We start from the raw sequence: 18587 nt of genomic DNA on the forward strand, positions 1-18587 counted from the left end.
CTCAACTTTAATCCGTTAATTTATGTCAGGCATCATTGCCACTGACTGCCTGGACGTAATCAGTTGAGTCGCTGAAGGTCAATACCAGAAACAACTTTACGGAAACATCCTACACATTAATAACTCGCAAGCTTTATATATATACCGCACATCGACCGTTTCTGATTTCCACTGACTCGAATCTGGCTGACTACCCCTTAACGCCTGCAACGCTCTCTAAATTCCTCCTGACAATTTCTCCTGCAATCCCGCCCAGCGTCTAAGCTTGTCTCAGGTGCGTTAACAGGGTGACGGGCCATCGACTATGGGCGTATTCAGGCATTCCGATAGCAGGCAAGATGTGATTTCCGCTGACCGTCAGGATGACCCACGCGCGCCGAAGCATCCCCCTCGTAAACGTTACGGATGGCGGGTGTTCTGGGTGGTCGTGGCATTGGGAGGTGTAGCGCTGGGTGCAGCGGTGGCGGTCGAGAGCCGCAGTTCCAGGCTTCAGGCCCGGGAGTTCAGCCGTTTTGCCGCCAACCTCAGTTACTCGGTGCAGCCTGGACCGAGCACGGATGTCGTGTACCCGGGTGACGGGCCTTTCGACAAACGTCTGGGGTATTCCTCGCTGGACGACTTCCTGCCGCGTCTGCTGAAGCGCGATTACGTGATCACCCGACAGGCGCGCTTTTCCCCCGAGTTGATGCGTTACAGCCAGCGCGGTTTCTTTGTGCCCTATCAGGAAAAGATTCAGGCGGGGCTGTCGATCACCGACTGTCGGGGCGCGCCACTGTATGAGTTCCGCTATCCACAACAGTTTTACCCAGCCTTCGCCGACATTCCTCCAGTGGTGGTGCACAGTCTGCTGTTCATCGAAAACCGCGACCTGCTCGACCCGCAGCAGCCGCAGGCCAACCCGGCAGTGGACTGGCCGCGCTTTGCCAAGGCGGCGTGGTCGCAGGTCGCGAGAATGCTGTCACTGCCCGGTCAGTCGGCAGGCGGCAGTACGCTGGCCACGCAGCTGGAAAAGTACCGTCACTCGCCGGACGGACTGACGCAGTCGGGCTCGGAGAAGATCCGGCAGATGATCTCTGCCAGTGTCCGGGCCTACCAGCCGGGCGCGCAGACGCTGGAGGCGCGCCAGCATGTGGTCCGGGATTACCTCAACAGCGTGCCGCTGTCGGCCGTGCCCGGGCATGGCGAGGTACACGGGCTGGCCGAGGGGTTGCGGGTCTGGTTCGGTGCGGACTTTGCCAGAACCAACGAAATTCTCGCGTCCAGTCCTGCCGACAGCAAAAGCCTGGCCGAGAAGGCGCTGGCGCTGCGCGAGGTGCTGTCACTGGTGATTGCCCAACGCCGCCCTTCTCACTATCTGGCCAAGGGTCGACTTGAACTGGCAGAGCTTACCGACAGCCACATCCGTTTGCTGGCGCAGGCCAACGTTATCGATCAGCCCCTCGCCGACGCAGCGCTGGCGGCGACGGTCACCTACCGCGACTGGGTGCAGCAGCCGACGATTCAACCGATCGAAACCAACAAGGGCATCAGCGTTGCGCGTACCCGTCTGTCGAACCTGCTGAATCGGCCCCTTTACGACCTGGACCGTCTCGACCTGTCGGCCACCAGCACCCTGCACGGCAAGTTGCAGACTCAGGTCAGCCAGTACCTGCGTGATCTGGCTGACCCGGAGTTCGCCCGCAGCATGGGGCTGATGGGCGAGCGGCTGTTGTCGCCGGCCAGCACCGCGCAGGTGCGTTACAGCTTTACCCTTTTCGAGCGCGGCGCCGATGGCTCGCGGGTCAGGGTGCAGACCGACAGCACCGACCAGCCCTTCGACATCAACGAGGGCAGCAAGCTGGAGCTGGGTTCGACCGCCAAGATGCGGGTGCTGACGACCTATCTGGAAATCATTGCCGAGTTGCATGGGCGCTACGCAGACATGAGCGTTGCGCAACTGCGAAAAGTCCCGATTGAAGAACCGGATCGCCTCACCCGCTGGTCGGTGGATTATCTGCTGCAGAACAAGGACCGCGACCTGTCGAAGATGCTTGCGGCGGCGCTGGACCGTACGTACTCGGCCAGCCCCGGAGAAGCCTTTTTCACCGGCGGCGGTATGCATCGCTTCAACAACTTCAGGCATGAAGACGACGGACGCATCCCGACCTTGCGTGAATCGCTGCGCGAGTCGATCAACCTGCCGTTCATTCGCCTGATGCGCGACGTGGTGCGCTACAGCACCTATCAGGCGCCCAGCAATAGCGCGGCGTTGCTCAAGGACGACGACAACCCGCGTCGTCAGGAATACCTGAGCCAGTTCGCCGACCGTGAAGGCACTGTGTTCCTGCTGCGCTTCTGGAAACGCTACAAGGACAAGACCACGCAGGAACGCCTCGACACCTTTCTGGATGGCATACACCCCACCGCTATTCGCCTGGCTGCCGTGCATCGTTACCTGCTGCCGGGCGCCGACCGCACGACCTTCAATGCCTTCGTTCGAGCGCACCTTGAAGACCCGAGGGCAACCTCGAAACTGACCGAAAAACGTCTGGCGGATCTGTATGACAGTTACGGCCCCGGCGCCTATGACCTGCCCGATCAGGGCTACGTCGCGCGGGTACATCCGCTGGACCTGTGGCTGGTGGGCTATCTGCTCAAGCACCCCGACGCGCAGTTCAAGGACGCCGTGGCCGCCAGCCGTTTCGAGCGCCAGGAAGTCTATGGCTGGTTGTTCAAGAGTCGGCACAAGGGTGCGCGCGACAGCCGCATCCGCACGATGATGGAGGTCGAGGCGTTTCTGGATATAGAGCAACGCTGGCAGCGCGTGGGTTATCCGTTCGACCATCTGGTGCCTTCGCTGGCAACCGCCATCGGCAGCTCCGGCGATCGTCCGGCCGCACTCGCCGAGTTGATCGGCATCATCCAGAACGATGGCATCCGCCTGCCCGCAGTACGCATCGACAGCCTGCATTTTGCCGCCGACACGCCTTACGAAACCGAACTGACCATCAACCCGGAACTGGGCGAACGGGTGTTGCCATCCGAAGTCGCCGCAGCCATGCGCGAAGCGCTGTCCCAGGTGGTGGACGGCGGTACCGCTAAACGCGTGCAGGGCACGTTCAAAATGCAGGATGGCAGCGTGCTGGCGATGGGCGGCAAGACCGGCACCGGGGACAACCGGATAGAGAGCATCGGCGCAGGCGGACGCATCCTCAGCTCGCGGGCCGTCAACCGCACGGCGACGTTCGTGTTCTACATCGGCGACAACCATTTCGGCACGCTGACGGCTTTCGTTCCAGGCCGTGCTGCCGAAGGCTTTCGCTTCACCTCGGCACTGCCAGTGCAAGTCCTAAAGGGCATGGCGCCGATATTGACGCCCTATCTGGAAGACCACGGGAAGGCGATGTGCACCTCGCCGTCTACCGGAGAAATCACAAGGACGTGAGTCCGTTACCGTTCGTCATCCTCTTTTGCAGAACCATTTAGATATATCTTAAGGTATATCTAATTTGTACAGAGAGAGATGAAGACCATGCGTGATGACGCTCATCACCCCCACCATCGTCCCCCACACGCTCGCGAAGACCGAGACGGCTTTGAAAAACGTCCCGGCCGTGAACGCGGTGGACGTGGCCCGCGTGTATTTGCCCCGGGCGATCTGAAATTACTGCTGCTGGCGCTGATCGCCGAGCAGCCTGCCCACGGCTATGACCTGATCCGCAAGATTGAAGGCCTGTTCGACGGGGCCTACTGCCCAAGCCCCGGCGTGATCTATCCGACCCTGACCTTTCTGGAAGAAAGCGAACTGGTCACCGGCGACGCTCAGGCAGGCAAAAAGCTGTACACCGTGACCGAGGCCGGTCGCGCGTCCCTGCTGGAACAGACCGTGGCATTGGACGGCGTGCGCACCCGCATCGAGGTCAGCAAGCGCTCGCTGCGGGGCCACGACCGACCGCCGGAAATCCACGAAGCGGTGCACAACCTGCGCCACGCCATGCACATGCACGATGGCCGCTGGAGCCCGGAAGAAATCATTCGGGTCCGCGACCTGCTCAACAACACCGCCAAGGCCATCGTCGATGGACCGCAATCAGCCTCGGAGCCGTCGCAATGACTTCAGAAAACACGACTCAGGAACAATCGATCCACCGCGTCATGCACGAAATCAAACGTCGCAAGCTAAAAGTGCTGCGCGTGACTCAACTGACGCCGCTGATGCGCCGCATTACCCTGCAAGGCCCGGAGCTGAGCGGCTTCATCAGCCTGGGCACCGACGACCACGTCAAACTGTTCTTTCCGCGCACGCCCCAGGAGCAGGAGGCGCTGGAAACCCTGACGCCTGGCAGCGACAAGGATGCGCCACGTCCGCCGATGCGTGACTACACGCCGCGTCGCTATTACGAAGCCACGGGCGAACTCGATATCGATTTCGTGCTGCATGGCGAAGGCCCGGCCGCCACCTGGGCAGCGCAGGCTGAACCGGGACAGTTCCTGCACATTGCCGGCCCCAAGGGTTCGATGGTGGTGCCTGACATGTTCGACAGTTACCTGTTGATCGGCGATGAAACCGCCATCCCGGCCATCGCCCGTCGTCTGGAATCGCTGTCTGCCAACCGCGCTGCGCTGGTGGTGGTCGAGGTGGCGAACGAACAGGAGCAGCAAGTGTTCCAGAGTGCGGCGCAGGTCGATGTGATCTGGATCGTGCGCGGCGAGCAGAACCTGATCGACGTGACGCGTCGTCTGGAAATGCCCGAAGGCAGGCTCTACGCCTGGGTGGCCACGGAATCCGGTCTGTCGCGCAAACTGCGTCGGGTATTGCTGGAGGAATTCGGGCTAGACGAAGCATTCGTCAAGGCCGCCGGTTACTGGAAGCTGGACGGCGAAGACACGTAAATCGAAATGGTCTGGCGCGCTCGGCTGCGCCAGACCACGCAGCGGTCATCTTAATTTCTGACAACGCGACGCCCAGCGATCCATACCCACCAGTATCAGCGCGATCACCACGAACCCCAGCAACACACCCAGTGCGTTGATGAAGGCTTTGGTGAAACCGATCGTGCCGATATCGATGAACGGGTACATGTAATCGCCGATCACATCGCCGCGCAGCAGGATGTAGGCGAAGTACACAATCGGGTACAGCGCCCAGAACAACACATGTTTCAGGCGCAACAGCCCCTTGGGCACGCACAGCCACCAGTACGCCAGAAAAGTCAGCGGCATCACGTCATGCAGCAACTCGTCGGCGATGAATTGCCAGCCTTGCGGGTGCCATAAATGCCGCAACAGGATGTTGTAGGCAATGCCCACCACGGCAATGCTCACCGCGATGCCGCTGCACACCACCGGATCGCGAAAGAACCTGTGACCTGCCGACTGCCGCTGGCTGAGTGCACAGCTCAGCGCGACCGCCACCAGCGTATTGGTAAGCACGGTAAAGAAACTGAAAAACCGGACCAGCCCTCCCAGCAGACTGGCGTGATCGATCCAGCGGCCGATCAGAATCAGATACAGCTGAATCGCAAGCCCCGACCAGCCCAGACAGGCGGCCAGCAAGAGGATGTAACGCTGCCGTTGGGAACGAGGCAGGTGGTGACTGTGCATCGGTGTGCTTCCTTGGATATCAGCCTCCCTGCCATGCGTTGATTACCAGCCTTTGCTGCGGTGCAGCTTCTTGTACAGCCCTTCCACCTTTTCCCGCGCCCACGGCGTCTTGCGCAGAAACGTCAGACTGGACTTGATGCTCGGGTCGCTCTTGAAGCAGCGAATGTCGATGCGTTCGGCCAGGCCCGACCACTCGTAGTGCTCGACCAGGGCGGTAAGAATCTGCTCCAGCGTGACGCCGTGCAGCGGGTCGGTATTGGGTGTCGTCATGTCAAACCTTGAAGCCCGTGAGTGGGTGCAATACAGGAAGGTGCGCACCTTAGCCGAGCCATCGGACATCGGAAAGGCTCAAGTGTGCGTCAGGGCTGAATCCCCGTTAAAGATAGTCCTTTAAAGCACTGTTACCAAACCTGCAATGATCCATGTCAACGAAAGCCCTTTTCGTAAACTCGTTAGCGTCCTATCATTGTCGCCTTCATAGCTGAACCGATTCTCTGCATCCGGAGTTTCACCGATGACCGCCCAGACGGTCACGGAGAGCCTTGTCGTTCCTGAAAAAAACCAAAAAAGAATGCCCCTTTTCATGCCCAATTCATCAAAGCATTACCGCTTCGCCACGGTTCAACGCGCTATCAGTCTGTGCGGCCTGACACTGCTCGGCCTGGCAGGCACAGTCCATGCCGCGCCCGCTCTGTCTCCCGACTCGCCCTGGATGTTGGGTGACTGGGGCGGCAAGCGCACCGATCTCTCGACACGTGGGATCGATTTCAAACTCGATTACACCAGCGAGACTGGCGCCAATCTGCACGGCGGTTACAACCACGACAAGGCGACCCGTTACAGCGACCAGATCGCCGTGGGCGCTCATCTGGACCTGCAGAAAATCCTCGGCTGGCATGACGCCGAGTTTCAGCTGACCCTGAACAACCGCAATGGCGACAACATCAGCAACGACCGCGTCGGCGATCCACGCACCGGAACGATCTCTTCCTCGCAGGAAGTCTGGGGACGCGGCAGTGTCACCCGACTGACGCAGATGTGGTATCAGCAGAAATTCTTCGACCAGGCCTTGAGCATCAAACTCGGCCGGTTCAACGAAGGTGAGGATTTCAACAGCATTCCCTGCGACTTTCAGAACCTGTCGCTGTGCGGCTCGCAGGTCGGCAATTACGTCAACACTTGGTACAACTGGCCGATCAGCCAGTGGGCGATGCGCATCAAGTACCAGCTCACGCCTGAAGTCTTCGTGCAGGTCGGTGCGTTCGAACAGAACCCGTCCAATCTGGAAAACGACAACGCCTTCAAACTCAGCGGCAGTGGCACCGAAGGTGCGGTGTTGCCGGTCGAGTTGGTCTGGTCGCCCAGCGTCGATGGCCTTCCGGGTGAATACCGCGCCGGTTATTACTACAGCACCGCTGATAGCGAAGATGTCTACAAGAACACCGACGGTCAGCCCGCTGCCCTCACCGGGACGGCGTATCGTGGTGCCTCGAGCAAACACGGCGTGTGGCTCAATCTGCGCCAGCAGGTCACGGCTCAGGACAGTGATGCCAGTCGCGGTTTGACGCTGTTCGCCAACGGCACGCTGCACGACAAGAAAACCAACATGGTGGATAACTATGTTTCGGTCGGCATGGTCTACAAAGGCCCGTTCGATGCCCGTACCCAGGACGATATCGGCCTGGGTCTGTCACGCATTCACGTCAATCCGGCGTACCGGAAAAACGCTGATGCACGAAATCAGGCAGCAGCGGTCTACGACTACAACGACCCATCCTTCACACCTTTGCAGGACACGGAATACAACGCCGAGCTGTATTACGGCGTGCATGTGGCCGACTGGTTGACCGTGCGCCCGAACCTGCAATACGTGCGTCATCCGGGTGGGCTGGACGAAGTCGACAACGCGCTGGTGGCCGGATTGAAAGTGCAACTCTCGTTCTGACCAACGGTTGAATTCAACCGCTGGTAAATCGTCTCAACAGTTAGTTCGGTTTCAAGAGTGGTCCAGGGTTTTGCAGAGGTTGCAGCGCCAGGGGTCAATCATTCAATTCTCGCGGAGATTCGCATTATGAGCACTGATGGTGCTTCGGGTAGAAATCGTCTGTTACCGACACTGCTCGGGCTGGTGATTCTGTTGATGGGGCTGGCCTTGGTGGTCGGTGGCATCAGGTTGCTGCAACTGGACGGCTCGCTGTATTACCTGCTGGCCGGTATCGGCTTTGCCGTAACCGGCGTGCTGTTGATGACCGGGCGCAGCGCTGCGCTGGGTCTGTACGCGTTGCTGCTGTTCGCCAGCACGGTCTGGTCTCTGTGGGAAGTCGGTCTGGACTGGTGGCAACTGGTGCCGCGTCTGGCGTTGTGGTTCGCGCTGGGTCTGGTACTGCTGCTGCCATGGTTCCGCCGTCCGCTGCTGCGTAACGGCCCGGCCCGCATGGGCACCGGTGCGTTGAGCATCGCCGTGGTGCTTGCCGGTCTGACCGCGCTGGCCAGCCAGTTCACTAATCCTGGCCGCATCGAAGGTCAGCTGGATCGCGAGACTGCAGGCACGACCAATACCGCACCGGCGATGCCTGACGGTGACTGGCAGTCCTATGGCCGTACCGCCTTCGGTGACCGCTACTCTCCGCTGGCGCAGATCACGCCAGAGAACGTGAGCAAGCTGGAGCCGGCGTGGACCTATCGCACCGGCGACATCCCAGGTCCTAACGATCCGGGCGAAACGACCGCCGAGAACACCCCGCTCAAGGTCAACGGCATGCTGTACGTGTGCACGCCGCACAGCCAGGTGATCGCGCTTGACCCGGATTCGGGCAAGGAAATCTGGCGCTTCGATCCGAAGATCAGCACCCAGAAAGCCGAAAACTTCAAAGGCTGGGCGCACATGACCTGCCGTGGCGTCACGTATCACGATGACGCAGCCTACGCCGCTGCTGGCGCTCCGGCTCAAAGCCCGGCAGCTCCTGCTGCGACTGACGCTTCGACTGCCAGCGCTTCCTGCCCGCGCCGGATCTTCCTGCCGACTGCCGACACCCGTCTGATCGCCCTGAATGCCGACACCGGCAAGATGTGCGAAGACTTCGGCAACAAGGGCTCGGTCGATCTGACCGCCAACATGGGCACCTTCGCGCCAGGTGGTTACTACTCCACCTCGCCTCCGGCCGTGACCAGGGATCTGGTGATCATTGGTGGCCACGTCACCGATAACGTCTCGATGGATGAGCCGTCCGGCGTGATCCGTGCGTACGACGTACACACCGGTCGTCTGGTCTGGAACTGGGACAGCGGCAATCCTGAAGCCACAGCGCCTATCGCTGAAGGTCAGGTCTACACTCGCAACTCGCCGAACATGTGGTCCATGTTCAGCGTCGATGAAAAGCTGGGCATGATCTACCTGCCGATGGGCAACCAGACGCCTGATCAGTGGGGCGGCGACCGTACGCCTGAGTCCGAGAAGTACAGCGCGGGCCTGGTTGCACTGGACATCGCCACAGGCAAAGTGCGTTGGGATTACCAGTTCACTCACCATGACCTGTGGGACATGGACGTGGGCGGTCAGCCGACCCTCATGGACATGAAAACCGCTGACGGCGTGAAACCGGCTGTACTGGCTTCGACCAAGCAGGGCAGCATCTACGTGCTTGACCGCAGCACTGGTCAGCCGATCGTGCCGATCAACGAAGTGCCAGTCCCACAAGGCGCTGTCGAAGGCGACCACACCTCGCCGACCCAGCCCAAGTCCGACCTGAATTTCATGCCGCCTCCGCTGAAAGAGCGCGACATGTGGGGCGTGACCCCGTTCGACCAGATGCTGTGCCGGATCGACTTCAAGTCGCTGCGTTATGACGGTCCGTTCACTCCGCCATCGCTGCAAGGCTCGATTGTTTATCCAGGCAACTTCGGCGTGTTCGACTGGGGCGGTATCTCCATCGACCCGGTTCGCCAGATTGCGTTTGTGAACCCGAGCTACATGGCGTTCCGCTCCAAGCTGGTGCCATCGGCTGAAGTGGAAGGCGGTCCGGGTCGCAAGAGCGAAACCGAAGGCGTACAGCCGAACAAGGGCGCCCCTTATGGCGTGATCCTGGAAGCACTGCTGTCGCCAATGGGCCTGCCTTGCCAGGCACCGGCATGGGGCTACGTGGCTGCGGTCGATCTGACCACCCACAAGACCATCTGGATGCACAAGAACGGCACCGTGCGTGACAGCTCGCCGGTTCCGATCCCGCTGACCATGGGCGTTCCAAGCCTGGGTGGTACGTTCACCACCGCCAGCGGCCTGGCGTTCCTGAGCGGTACGCTCGACCAGTACCTGCGTGCCTACGACGTTCGTAACGGCAAGCAACTGTGGGAAGGCCGCCTGCCTGCAGGCGCTCAGACCACACCCATGACCTACACCGGCAAGGACGGTCAGCAATACGTGCTGGTCGTGGCCGGCGGTCACGGCTCGCTGGGCACCAAGCAGGGTGACTACGTGATGGCGTTCAAACTGCCGAAGTGATGTTCTGCTGAGGTAAAGGAAGGCGGCTATCGAGAGATGGCCGCCTTTTTTGTGGCCTCGATGATCGTTCCCACGCTCTGCGCTCATCGTTATACACAAGTCCTCTTGGAGGAATACGATGATGATCGTTCCTACGCTCTGGGCACGATCAGTGTCAGGGCAGACTCGTGATGATCGTCCCCACGCTCCTGCGTGGTAACGCCGCCCAGGACGCTCCGCGTGCGCTCTTGAATGTGACGCAGAGCAATGGGCACTGCCCTTGTCTAACGTACTTTCCCACCCACTTTGCCACCCGCGCGCAGGATGTCGCTCCAGCGCCGAACGAGGTAGTTGTGCTCGTTCATGACCGAATTCCACACGGCGATGTGGCCCATGCGTTCTTCGTACGAGCCGCCGTCGCGCACTTCCCCGGCATCGATCAGCGGCAGACCGTCACTGCCCAGCAGTTGCTCGCGCGCAGGCAGACCAGCGTACCAATAGTCCCATTCCGCAGCGCTCAAATGATCGCGGCTGCGGGCCGGGTTTCCGATGTAGTAACCCTGACGCGCCATCACCGCGCCCGGCCAGCCGGACAGCCACCAGTTCAGATATGCATAAGCCGCATCTAGCACCGGGCCCTTGGCATGGCGCGATAGAGACAGCCCGCCGAACCAGCCGCGATAGCCTTCCTTGGGTACGGCGACGCGATATTTCACACCTGCGCGATGCAGCCGGACCAGCGTCGGCGACCATAAACTCTGAATATCGATGGTCGGGCTGAGCATCAATTCCGCCGCTTCCTCGTCGTCCGACCAGAACGCCCCGAAATGCCCTTGTTGCTGTTTACGCACCAGCACGTTGGCGAGCAGGTCGATTTCCTCGATGCACATGTTGCCGATGTCCTTGAACTGCGCCAGCCCCGCGCCCTGCACCGCCAGCGCGGCGTCGAGGGCGCCGATGGCGGCATCGCTCTGCAAGGCAATGCGTCCACTCCAGACCGGGTCGAGCAGCCAGCCCCAGCTTTCATCGGACGGGCTCAGACTGTCCGGTAGGCGTTCCGGGCGATAGGCAAAACTGTCGGCGTTGTGGGTCAGCGGCAGCATGCTGATACGCTCGGTGACCGCACTGCCCAGGCTGCCGTCGTGCTGCACGAACAGACGCTCGCTGGGCACACTGCCGCTGCCGGGTTGATCGGTGGGTCTCAAACGCCCGCGCTTGGGCAGGTCATTGATCTCGTGCCACAGCGCAATGCGCCGCGTATCGATAGGCTGAATCGCACGCGCCGGCCAGACGAAATCGACGTTGTGAAACCACTGGTCATAAAGGTCGTAACTGTCCGGCTGCATGACCGCGATGCGTTGCGCGGTCTGCACGTCGTGAATCTGATAGACCAGTTTGATGCCCAGGTCCTGTTCGGCGCGCTCCCGCAGAGACTCGAGTAACGTGACCGAGGTGCCCAGCACACGCAACGTGATGGTCATGCAGCGGTCTCGCTTTGAGCCGAGGCCACGGGCGGCGCGAAGCTGGCGGCGAACACGTCGAACGAGCGTCGCAGCAATTCAGGGTCGAGGCCGCGAAGAATGAACACCAGACGCGAGGTGCGATCATCACCCGGCCAGGCTGCAAGGTGGACGGGCGCATGCAGGCAATGCTGCACACCATGGATCACGACAGGGGCCTGATTGGCATTCACGTTGAGCAGTCCTTTGACACGCAGGATTCGTTCGCCGTGGCATCTTAACAGCATCGATAACCACACCCCGAACCCGATCCAGTCCAGCGGCCGCTCGAAGGTTAAACAGCAGACCTGTGCATCGCCATGCCGGGGCAATGTGGATTGCGGGCGATGCAGTTGCCAGCGGGTCACCTCCTGAGCGGGTTCTGCACTGCGTACGCCCTGCCCCAGCAGCAACTGATCGCCGCTGTGAACCTCTGCGGTGTCCAGCAAGGGTGCGGAGAAATTGAGCGCCTGCAGATGCAGCCGCAGTGCATCGAGAGCAGGCTCATCGACCAGATCGGTCTTGCTGAGCAGCAGCCTGTCAGCGGCGGCGACCTGGGCCAGCCATTCCGGGTGCAGACGCTCCTGCAGCGCGGCATGGCAGGCATCGACCAGCGTGACGATCAGCCCTACATGAAAACGCCCGCGCAGTTGCGGGTCATGACTCAGCGTGGCGAGGATAGGCGCCGGGTCGGCAAGACCGGTGGTTTCCAGAATCACACGACGAAACGCCGGGATTTCACCGCGACTGCGGCGCTCCAGCAGACCGAGCAACGCGTCTTTCAGCTCGCCACGAATCGAGCAGCAGACACAGCCGCTGGGCAGCAGAACGGTGTCTGGCGCGACTTCTTCGACCAGCAGGTGGTCGATGCCCACGTCACCGAACTCGTTGATCAGCAGCGCGGTGTCGCCCATGTCCTCATCCGCCAGCAGGCGCTTGAGCAATGTGGTTTTGCCGCTGCCCAGAAAGCCGGTGATCACGTTCAGCGCAATGCTCATGACGACCTCTGCAAATGTTCAAGCAAGCGGGAATCGAGGGGATCCAGCGGTCGGCCGATCAGCAGTTCGGCCTTCTGCCACAACTGATCAAGGCCGCTCGCCAGTTCCTGTTTGCCGGTAGCGCCCAGCAGCAGATAGGAAACGCCCTGAAAGTCCTCGACCTTCAAGCGAAACGGCGCCACTACCTTGTTGATGGCTGCAATGCGCCGCAAGCGCTCACGCCGCCTCGGCAGCTCGCCACTCAGCGGATCGCTCCAGTGAACGTCTTCGCCCAACAGCCCGCACAGTCCACACATGATCAGTCCTCGCTCAAGTGCATCACGGCATCACGTCGCCGGAGTTCGGCCCCAGTGTCTGGCCGACGAACAGATTGCCGCCCGGCTCACTGCCGAGCAGCACAGCGACCGGCGCGACTTCCTCTGCCAACCCGAAACGGCCCAAGGGCAGCTCGGCCGCCTTGGCGGTTTTCCAGGCGCTGCTGATGCCTGCAACCAATGGCGTTTCGATGGGGCCAGGCGCGATGGCGTTGACCAGCACGTTGTCCTTGGCCACTTCCAGCGCCAGGGATTTGGTGAAGCCGATCACGCCGGCCTTGGCAGCGGAGTAGTGGGTCAGCTCGGCGCCGCCCTTGATGCCCAACTGCGAGGCGACGTTGATGATCCGTCCCCAGCGTTGCGCCAGCATATGCGGCAAGGCGCGCTGGCTGGCAACGAACACGCTGGTGAGGTCAACGCGCAGCATGTCGTTCCACATCTCGATGCTCAGATCGACGCAGCGCGCCTGGGTCAGCATGCCTGCGTTATTGACCAGAATGTCGATGCCGCCGAACTGCTCGACGCATGCATCAACACCGGCCTGCGCGCCTTCGACTGTGCCGACGTCAGCCACACAGGCGTACACCTGCGCGCCGAGCTGGCGGCATTGCTCGGCGACCTTGGTCAGGTTGGTCGGATCTCGGTCGCCCAGCACCAGCCGTGCGCCTTCAACGGCGTAGGCCCGCGCGATAGCAGCACCGATGCCGCTGCCTGCGCCGGTGATCACGGCGCGTTTGTCTTTGAGTTGCTGCATGGTGAGTTCCTTGTTGCGGGTAGCCGGGAAGTGATCGTGCCCGGCTTACGTTAACTGATCGTGCCCATGCTCCGCGTGGGCATGCAGCCCGTGACGCTCCGCGTCACCGCCCGAGTGGACGCGGAGCCTCCAGAGCGGCGTTACCATGCAGAGCCTGGGCACAATCATCAAAGTATCTGAATGAATACATACCCCGTGGGAGGCGGCTTGCCGGCGATGGCGTCATTTCAGTCACTGAGATGTCGCTTCGCAAAACGCATCGCCGGCAAGCCGCCTCCCACACTTTGATCGTGCCCGTCGCTCCGTTCAGGCACGGTCATGACCTGCGTCATCTCACTCCGGCCAGCGCACGGTCAGGCCGCCGTCGATCACGATGCTCTGCCCGGTCAGGTAGCTGGCTTCGTCACTGCACAGAAAACGCACCAGCGACGCCACTTCATCCGCTCGCCCGACACGCCCCAGCGGAATCGCTTTGGCGGCCTGTTTCAGCCCTTCCGGGCCCAGCGAATTCTTGCTGTCCAGCGACTGCGGCGTTTCGATCAGGCCCGGAATCACCGCGTTGCAGCGGATGCCTTTGGGCGCCAGCTCCACGGCCAGCGAACGACACAGACCCGGCACACCCGCCTTGGCCGCAGCATAATGCGAGTGGTCCTGCCAGCCATACACGCCACCGGCAATCGACGAGATCGCCACCAGCGCACCGCCCTCGCCCATATGCCGGACAGCGGCGCGGAAAGTGCGCATCACGCCGGTCAGGTCCACGTCGAGCATTTCATTCCAGCGCGCGTCGGTCATTTCCAGCAGCGGCGCGCGGCGCAACAAGCCTGCGTTGGCGACTGCGTAATCGATCCGGCCAAAGGCTTCCAAAGCCTGACTGGCCAGATCATCCACCGATTCGGTACGGGTGACATCCAGTGGCAGCATCAGGCATTCGCCGCCCGCCTCTTCCACCAGACGACGGGTTTCATTCGGGTCGTGCGGGTCGGCCGGGTAAAACCCGCCCGCCACCGCCACACCCTGCCGGGCAAATGCTACGGCCAAGGCCTGACCGATGCCGCTGGCGGCACCGGTGACCAGTGCAACTTTACGAGTCATGGGCAATTCCTCACTTAACGGTTTCAGGACGCACGTGACGGGCCGCGAACATCAACGCACCGGACAGGAAGCAAGGCAGCGCGCCGAAGTACAGCGCCGAGGTCTGCCAGTCGCCGCCTGCGCTCAGCACGGACGTCGCGCCGAAACCCGCCACGACGGCGCCGAGAGGTCCCATGGCATGAATGATCGCGCCGCCGGTGGCGCGGATGCTGGTGGGAAAACTTTCACTGATGAAAAACAGCGCCGCCGAGTACGGGCCGATCAGGAAGAACAGACCGAGGCTGTACAGCCCGACGACCATTGGCATATTGCTCGGCCCATAGAGCATGCCCGCAAACGCCAGACCACCCAGCATCCAGCCCAGGCCGATCACGTTGCGACGGCCGATCTTGTCACCCATCCAGCCGTGGCTCAGGTAACCGCAGTAACCGACCAGATTGGACAGCACCAGAATGATCAGTGAATTCTCGAACGAGATGTGGTGCACGCTGACGATCACCGTGGTGCCCAGCACGCTGAACACCTGAATCGCCGCCCAGTTGAGCAGGATGGCTGCGCCGATCACCAACGTTGCGCGCAGCGACGTGCCACGAAACGCAGCACCGAGGCCCGCCTTGCTGTGTTCGTCGTAGTCGACGCCATAGGTATGAGCCACGGCCTGCGCCTGACTGACATCACCCTTTTTGCGCAGTTGCGTGATGCGCTGGTGAATCTGGAACTGCGGGCTCTCCTTGAGCTTGCGCGCCATGATCGCAATGATGATGGCTGGAATCGCCGCAAACACGAAGCAGCCCTGCCAGCCGATGATTGGCAGCAGCACCGCCGTCAGGCCCGCTGCGATCAACGCGCCGACCGGCCAGCCGCCCTGCACCAGGCTGTAGATGAAGCCGCGGCGCTTGGCCAGACGCGGGTCATCCGACGCCGCATAGATTTCACTCAGGTAGGTCGCGTTGACCGTCTCTTCCGCATAACCCAGACCGCCCAGCGAACGGATCAGGATCAGCGGCGACTTGCCCCACGACCCACCAATGGCTGTAAGCGCCGAACAGATGGCCGATCCACTTACGGTAAACATGATGCCAACCCGCCGCCCCAGGCGATCCACCAACGGCCCGATGGCCAGTGCCACCACCGCCGTACCGACCGCAACCCAAGTCGCGATTTCGGCCTGCTCCACTTCACTCCAGGAAAAGTGCCGCCCGATCTCGGGCAGCAGGGTTCCGAACAGAATGAAGTCGTATACCGCAAACACCCACGCAAAAAAGGCTATCCATGTGGCGAAGCGAACTTGCTCCGGCGTCAACTGCTCTGGCTTCCAGCCGGTCAGGTCAAGCTTGTTGTATATGGACATGAGTGATGCCTCGGACAGGGCTATGAATCAACGGTTACGTGGGTTGCGACGCACGAAGTCGTCGGCGATCTCGTCGAAGGTGACGAATTTGACGCCCGCGTGGCTCTGGATGTGCTCGATCAGGCGCTCAAGCATCAGCAGCACCTGTGGACGTCCGGAAACATCGGGGTGGATGGTCATGGTGAACACCGCGTGTTCGTGCTCGCGGTACACCCAGTCGAACTGGTCGCGCCACATTTCTTCCAGGTGGCGCGGGTTGACGAAGCCATGGCTGTTCGGCGCTTTCTTGATGAACATCATCGGCGGCAGGTCATCCAGGTACCAGTTGGCCGGGATCTCCACCAGATCGGTTTCTTCACCGCGCACCAGGGGTTTCATCCAGGTATCGGGGTGCTGGCTGTAATCGATCTTGGTCCATTTGTCGCCGACGCGAACGTAGTACGGGTGGAAGTCGTTGTGCATCAGGCTGTGGTCGTACTTGATGCCTTTCTTGAGCAGCAGCTCGTTGGTGACGTTGCTGAATTCCCACCACGGCGCGACATAGCCGGTCGGGCGCTTGCCGGTGACTTGCATGATCAGGTCGATGGACTTGTCGAGGACGATTTCTTCCTGCTCCGGCGTCATTGCAATCGGGTTTTCATGGCTGTAGCCGTGCACGCCGATTTCATGCCCCGCATCGGCCACGGCCTTCATCTGCTCGGGGAAGGTTTCCATGGAGTGGCCGGGAATGAACCAGGTCGTGCGCAGCCCGTAACGCTCGAATAGCTTGAGCAGGCGTGGCGCGCCGACTTCGCCCGCGAACAGACCGCGCGAGATATCGTCCGGCGAATCTTCACCGCCATAAGAGCCCAGCCAGCCCGCGACTGCATCTACATCGACACCAAACGCACACAGAATTTCTTTAGCCATTGTTGTTTCTCCTGCTGGTTGATCAGACCGGTTTCACCGCATCGAGCAAGGGTGCCGGTCAGTCGTTGATAGAGTGTTCAAGGGGTGTTCATGAGAGTTGCACGAGCGCTTCCACCGCCAGTGCCGCGCGCAACAGCCGGGCGTCCTCACCGGCTGGCGCGCTGAGCAACAGCCCGGTGGGCAGGCCGCTGGCATCGAAGCCGCTGGGCAGTGAAACGCCGGGCATGTTGAGCAGACTGCCCGGCATGGTCAGGCGCAGCGTCGCAAGGTTGGTCTGGATGAACAGCTCGTCGTCGGCCAGCAAAGGTGCAAGCGGCGGCGCGACGTGGGCGACACTCGGGGTGATGAGCAGCGCGCCGTCCAGTTCAAGGGTCAACCGTTCCTGCAAGCGCTCGCGGGCGGCGTACAGGTTGATCAGCAGACTGGCAGGCATGTGCCGGGCAGCTTCAAGGCGCTTGCGCACGCGGGGGTCGAGTTCGCTGGCCGCGTCACTGTCGAGCAACGGCTGATGCAGGGCGAACGCTTCGGCCGCGCCCAGCCAGCCGCTGTGCTGAATCAGTTGCAGAGTGGCTTGAAAGGCTTCGCAGGGACGCATCTCGACCAGCGCACCGGCAACGCGCAAAGCCTCGACAGCGCGCAACAGATTGTCGCGTACTGCAGCCTCGACGCGCGTGTCATCCAGTACCGCCTGATCGACGATGAATCGCTGACCAGACAGACTGCGCGGCACGTGCGAGGTCGGTTTGCTGCGTGCGCACAGCAGGTCATCAATCACCAGCGCATCACGAACGCTTCGGGTCAGCGGCCCGACACTGTCCAGCGTGATTGCCAGGGGAAACACGCCATCGCGGCTGTAGCGGCGACTGGTGCTGCGAAAGCCCACCAGACCATTGAATGCTGCGGGGATGCGAATCGAGCCTGCGGTGTCAGTACCCATCGCGATCGGCACGATGCCCGCTGCGACAGCAACCCCAGAGCCTGAAGACGAGCCACCGGGAATCCGCGGCGAATCATCGCTGAGCGGATTGACCGGCGTACCGAAGTGCGGATTGAGGCCGAGCCCGGAATAGGCGAACTCGCTGAGGTTGGTCTTGCCCACACTGACCATGCCGCAGCGGGCCAGCAGCCCGACGCTCGGCGCATCCAGGCAAGCGGCGCTGACCTGCCGGCGGGTCGCGGAACCGGCGGTGGTCACGGAACCCGCCACATCGAACAGATCCTTCCACGCCAGCGGAACACCATCGAACGGACCAAGCGGCTGGCCCTGCCTCCAGCGGGCGGCCGATGCTTCGGCCTCGCGACGGGCGCGCTCTTCGCTCATGGAAATGAAGACATGATTCACCTGAGCAGCTCGATGCAGCGCCTGCTCCAGAGCCTGAACGGGATCGGTACGGCCCTGAGCGAAATCATCGGCCAGTGCGCAGGCATCGAAGGTGATTGCGGAAGCCGCGGTGTCCATCATCGACATAACAGACCTTTAAAAATGTACTTATTAATAAAATGTACATTTAACAAAGGCAGAATCCATGCCAATCTCATGCTCGTGGCTCTCTGGAGCAACGGCGTCTGATGCCTGAATGCCCCAAGACAGCTGGATTAGAAACCTT

The 18587-nt window shown here is 61.3% G+C and carries 15 protein-coding genes; 5 read left to right on the top strand and 10 right to left on the bottom strand.

All coding sequences use genetic code 11. The features are described from left to right. Positions 1 to 304 precede the first annotated feature (304 nt). From AC0IXS_RS08160 to AC0IXS_RS08170, 3 genes are all read left to right on the top strand, one after another. Positions 305 to 3424, top strand: coding sequence for a transglycosylase domain-containing protein (locus AC0IXS_RS08160; protein ID WP_471824329.1), 3120 nt, complete (start codon positions 305 to 307; stop codon positions 3422 to 3424). A gap of 78 nt (positions 3425 to 3502) precedes the next feature. Beyond that, entirely contained in the window at positions 3503 to 4093 is a 591-nt protein-coding gene (locus AC0IXS_RS08165; protein WP_025993885.1) for a PadR family transcriptional regulator, read from the top strand. Continuing rightward, positions 4090 to 4872: a siderophore-interacting protein gene (locus AC0IXS_RS08170; protein ID WP_471824331.1), complete on the top strand. Its 783-nt coding sequence runs from the start codon at positions 4090 to 4092 to the stop codon at positions 4870 to 4872. Before AC0IXS_RS08165 ends, AC0IXS_RS08170 begins: the two co-directional genes overlap by 4 nt. Before the next feature lie 45 nt (positions 4873 to 4917). Here AC0IXS_RS08170 and AC0IXS_RS08175 read toward each other — a convergent pair whose 3' ends face one another. Beyond that, positions 4918 to 5583, bottom strand: a complete 666-nt coding sequence (locus AC0IXS_RS08175) for a Pr6Pr family membrane protein (RefSeq protein WP_471824333.1) — start codon at positions 5581 to 5583, stop codon at positions 4918 to 4920. A 42-nt stretch (positions 5584 to 5625) separates the two neighbouring features. After that, positions 5626 to 5853, bottom strand: a complete 228-nt coding sequence (locus AC0IXS_RS08180; RefSeq protein ID WP_004881832.1) for a VF530 family protein — start codon at positions 5851 to 5853, stop codon at positions 5626 to 5628. Between the two features lie 313 nt (positions 5854 to 6166). Between AC0IXS_RS08180 and AC0IXS_RS08185 the strand changes: the two genes are divergently transcribed. Continuing rightward, complete coding sequence (locus AC0IXS_RS08185; RefSeq protein ID WP_449117073.1) at positions 6167 to 7528, top strand: carbohydrate porin; 1362 nt, start codon at positions 6167 to 6169, stop codon at positions 7526 to 7528. A 126-nt stretch (positions 7529 to 7654) separates the two neighbouring features. After that, the gene (locus AC0IXS_RS08190; RefSeq protein ID WP_449117072.1) at positions 7655 to 10081 is read left to right on the top strand and encodes a glucose/quinate/shikimate family membrane-bound PQQ-dependent dehydrogenase; all 2427 of its coding nucleotides are present in this window, start codon (positions 7655 to 7657) and stop codon (positions 10079 to 10081) included. Between the two features lie 263 nt (positions 10082 to 10344). Here the strand turns inward: AC0IXS_RS08190 and AC0IXS_RS08195 are convergent, their stop codons facing one another. The 8 genes from AC0IXS_RS08195 to AC0IXS_RS08230 form a co-directional block, all read right to left on the bottom strand. After that, positions 10345 to 11541 carry an ABC transporter substrate-binding protein gene (locus AC0IXS_RS08195; protein ID WP_471824336.1) on the bottom strand — a complete coding sequence of 399 codons (1197 nt, stop codon included), beginning with the start codon at positions 11539 to 11541 and terminating at the stop codon, positions 10345 to 10347. Beyond that, positions 11538 to 12557, bottom strand: coding sequence for a CobW family GTP-binding protein (locus AC0IXS_RS08200; RefSeq protein ID WP_191953776.1), 1020 nt, complete (start codon positions 12555 to 12557; stop codon positions 11538 to 11540). The genes AC0IXS_RS08195 and AC0IXS_RS08200 overlap by 4 nt, the downstream gene beginning before the upstream one ends. Further along, complete coding sequence (locus AC0IXS_RS08205; protein WP_025996869.1) at positions 12554 to 12853, bottom strand: hypothetical protein; 300 nt, start codon at positions 12851 to 12853, stop codon at positions 12554 to 12556. The genes AC0IXS_RS08200 and AC0IXS_RS08205 overlap by 4 nt, the downstream gene beginning before the upstream one ends. 22 nt (positions 12854 to 12875) lie before the next feature. Beyond that, a complete protein-coding gene (locus AC0IXS_RS08210) occupies positions 12876 to 13625 on the bottom strand; it encodes an SDR family NAD(P)-dependent oxidoreductase (RefSeq protein ID WP_025996868.1) in 750 nt (249 codons plus the stop codon). Positions 13626 to 13958: 333 nt separating this feature from the next. Beyond that, positions 13959 to 14720 (bottom strand): SDR family NAD(P)-dependent oxidoreductase, encoded by a 762-nt coding sequence (locus AC0IXS_RS08215; RefSeq protein WP_122669146.1) that lies wholly within the window; start codon positions 14718 to 14720, stop codon positions 13959 to 13961. A 10-nt stretch (positions 14721 to 14730) separates the two neighbouring features. Beyond that, positions 14731 to 16071 (bottom strand): MFS transporter, encoded by a 1341-nt coding sequence (locus AC0IXS_RS08220; RefSeq protein WP_004881824.1) that lies wholly within the window; start codon positions 16069 to 16071, stop codon positions 14731 to 14733. 27 nt (positions 16072 to 16098) lie between these two features. After that, positions 16099 to 16980 (bottom strand): polysaccharide deacetylase family protein, encoded by an 882-nt coding sequence (locus AC0IXS_RS08225; protein WP_004881821.1) that lies wholly within the window; start codon positions 16978 to 16980, stop codon positions 16099 to 16101. Between the two features lie 88 nt (positions 16981 to 17068). Next, positions 17069 to 18448: an amidase gene (locus AC0IXS_RS08230; RefSeq protein ID WP_414709179.1), complete on the bottom strand. Its 1380-nt coding sequence runs from the start codon at positions 18446 to 18448 to the stop codon at positions 17069 to 17071. Positions 18449 to 18587 lie beyond the last annotated feature (139 nt).

It is taken from the genome of Pseudomonas sp. AC016 (assembly GCF_979253365.1).

What these genes read in the sequence shown, in the direction of transcription:
- AC0IXS_RS08190 (WP_449117072.1), top strand. Translation starts at nt 7,655, where the DNA reads ATGAGCACTGATGGTGCTTCGGGTAGAAATCGTCTGTTACCGACACTG.
- AC0IXS_RS08195 (WP_471824336.1), bottom strand. Translation starts at nt 11,541, where the DNA reads ATGACCATCACGTTGCGTGTGCTGGGCACCTCGGTCACGTTACTCGAG.
- AC0IXS_RS08200 (WP_191953776.1), bottom strand. Translation starts at nt 12,557, where the DNA reads ATGAGCATTGCGCTGAACGTGATCACCGGCTTTCTGGGCAGCGGCAAA.
- AC0IXS_RS08165 (WP_025993885.1), top strand. Translation starts at nt 3,503, where the DNA reads ATGAAGACCATGCGTGATGACGCTCATCACCCCCACCATCGTCCCCCA.
- AC0IXS_RS08230 (WP_414709179.1), bottom strand. Translation starts at nt 18,448, where the DNA reads ATGTCGATGATGGACACCGCGGCTTCCGCAATCACCTTCGATGCCTGC.
- AC0IXS_RS08220 (WP_004881824.1), bottom strand. Translation starts at nt 16,071, where the DNA reads ATGTCCATATACAACAAGCTTGACCTGACCGGCTGGAAGCCAGAGCAG.
- AC0IXS_RS08170 (WP_471824331.1), top strand. Translation starts at nt 4,090, where the DNA reads ATGACTTCAGAAAACACGACTCAGGAACAATCGATCCACCGCGTCATG.
- AC0IXS_RS08210 (WP_025996868.1), bottom strand. Translation starts at nt 13,625, where the DNA reads ATGCAGCAACTCAAAGACAAACGCGCCGTGATCACCGGCGCAGGCAGC.
- AC0IXS_RS08215 (WP_122669146.1), bottom strand. Translation starts at nt 14,720, where the DNA reads ATGACTCGTAAAGTTGCACTGGTCACCGGTGCCGCCAGCGGCATCGGT.
- AC0IXS_RS08225 (WP_004881821.1), bottom strand. Translation starts at nt 16,980, where the DNA reads ATGGCTAAAGAAATTCTGTGTGCGTTTGGTGTCGATGTAGATGCAGTC.
- AC0IXS_RS08175 (WP_471824333.1), bottom strand. Translation starts at nt 5,583, where the DNA reads ATGCACAGTCACCACCTGCCTCGTTCCCAACGGCAGCGTTACATCCTC.
- AC0IXS_RS08185 (WP_449117073.1), top strand. Translation starts at nt 6,167, where the DNA reads ATGCCCAATTCATCAAAGCATTACCGCTTCGCCACGGTTCAACGCGCT.
- AC0IXS_RS08180 (WP_004881832.1), bottom strand. Translation starts at nt 5,853, where the DNA reads ATGACGACACCCAATACCGACCCGCTGCACGGCGTCACGCTGGAGCAG.
- AC0IXS_RS08205 (WP_025996869.1), bottom strand. Translation starts at nt 12,853, where the DNA reads ATGTGTGGACTGTGCGGGCTGTTGGGCGAAGACGTTCACTGGAGCGAT.
- AC0IXS_RS08160 (WP_471824329.1), top strand. Translation starts at nt 305, where the DNA reads ATGGGCGTATTCAGGCATTCCGATAGCAGGCAAGATGTGATTTCCGCT.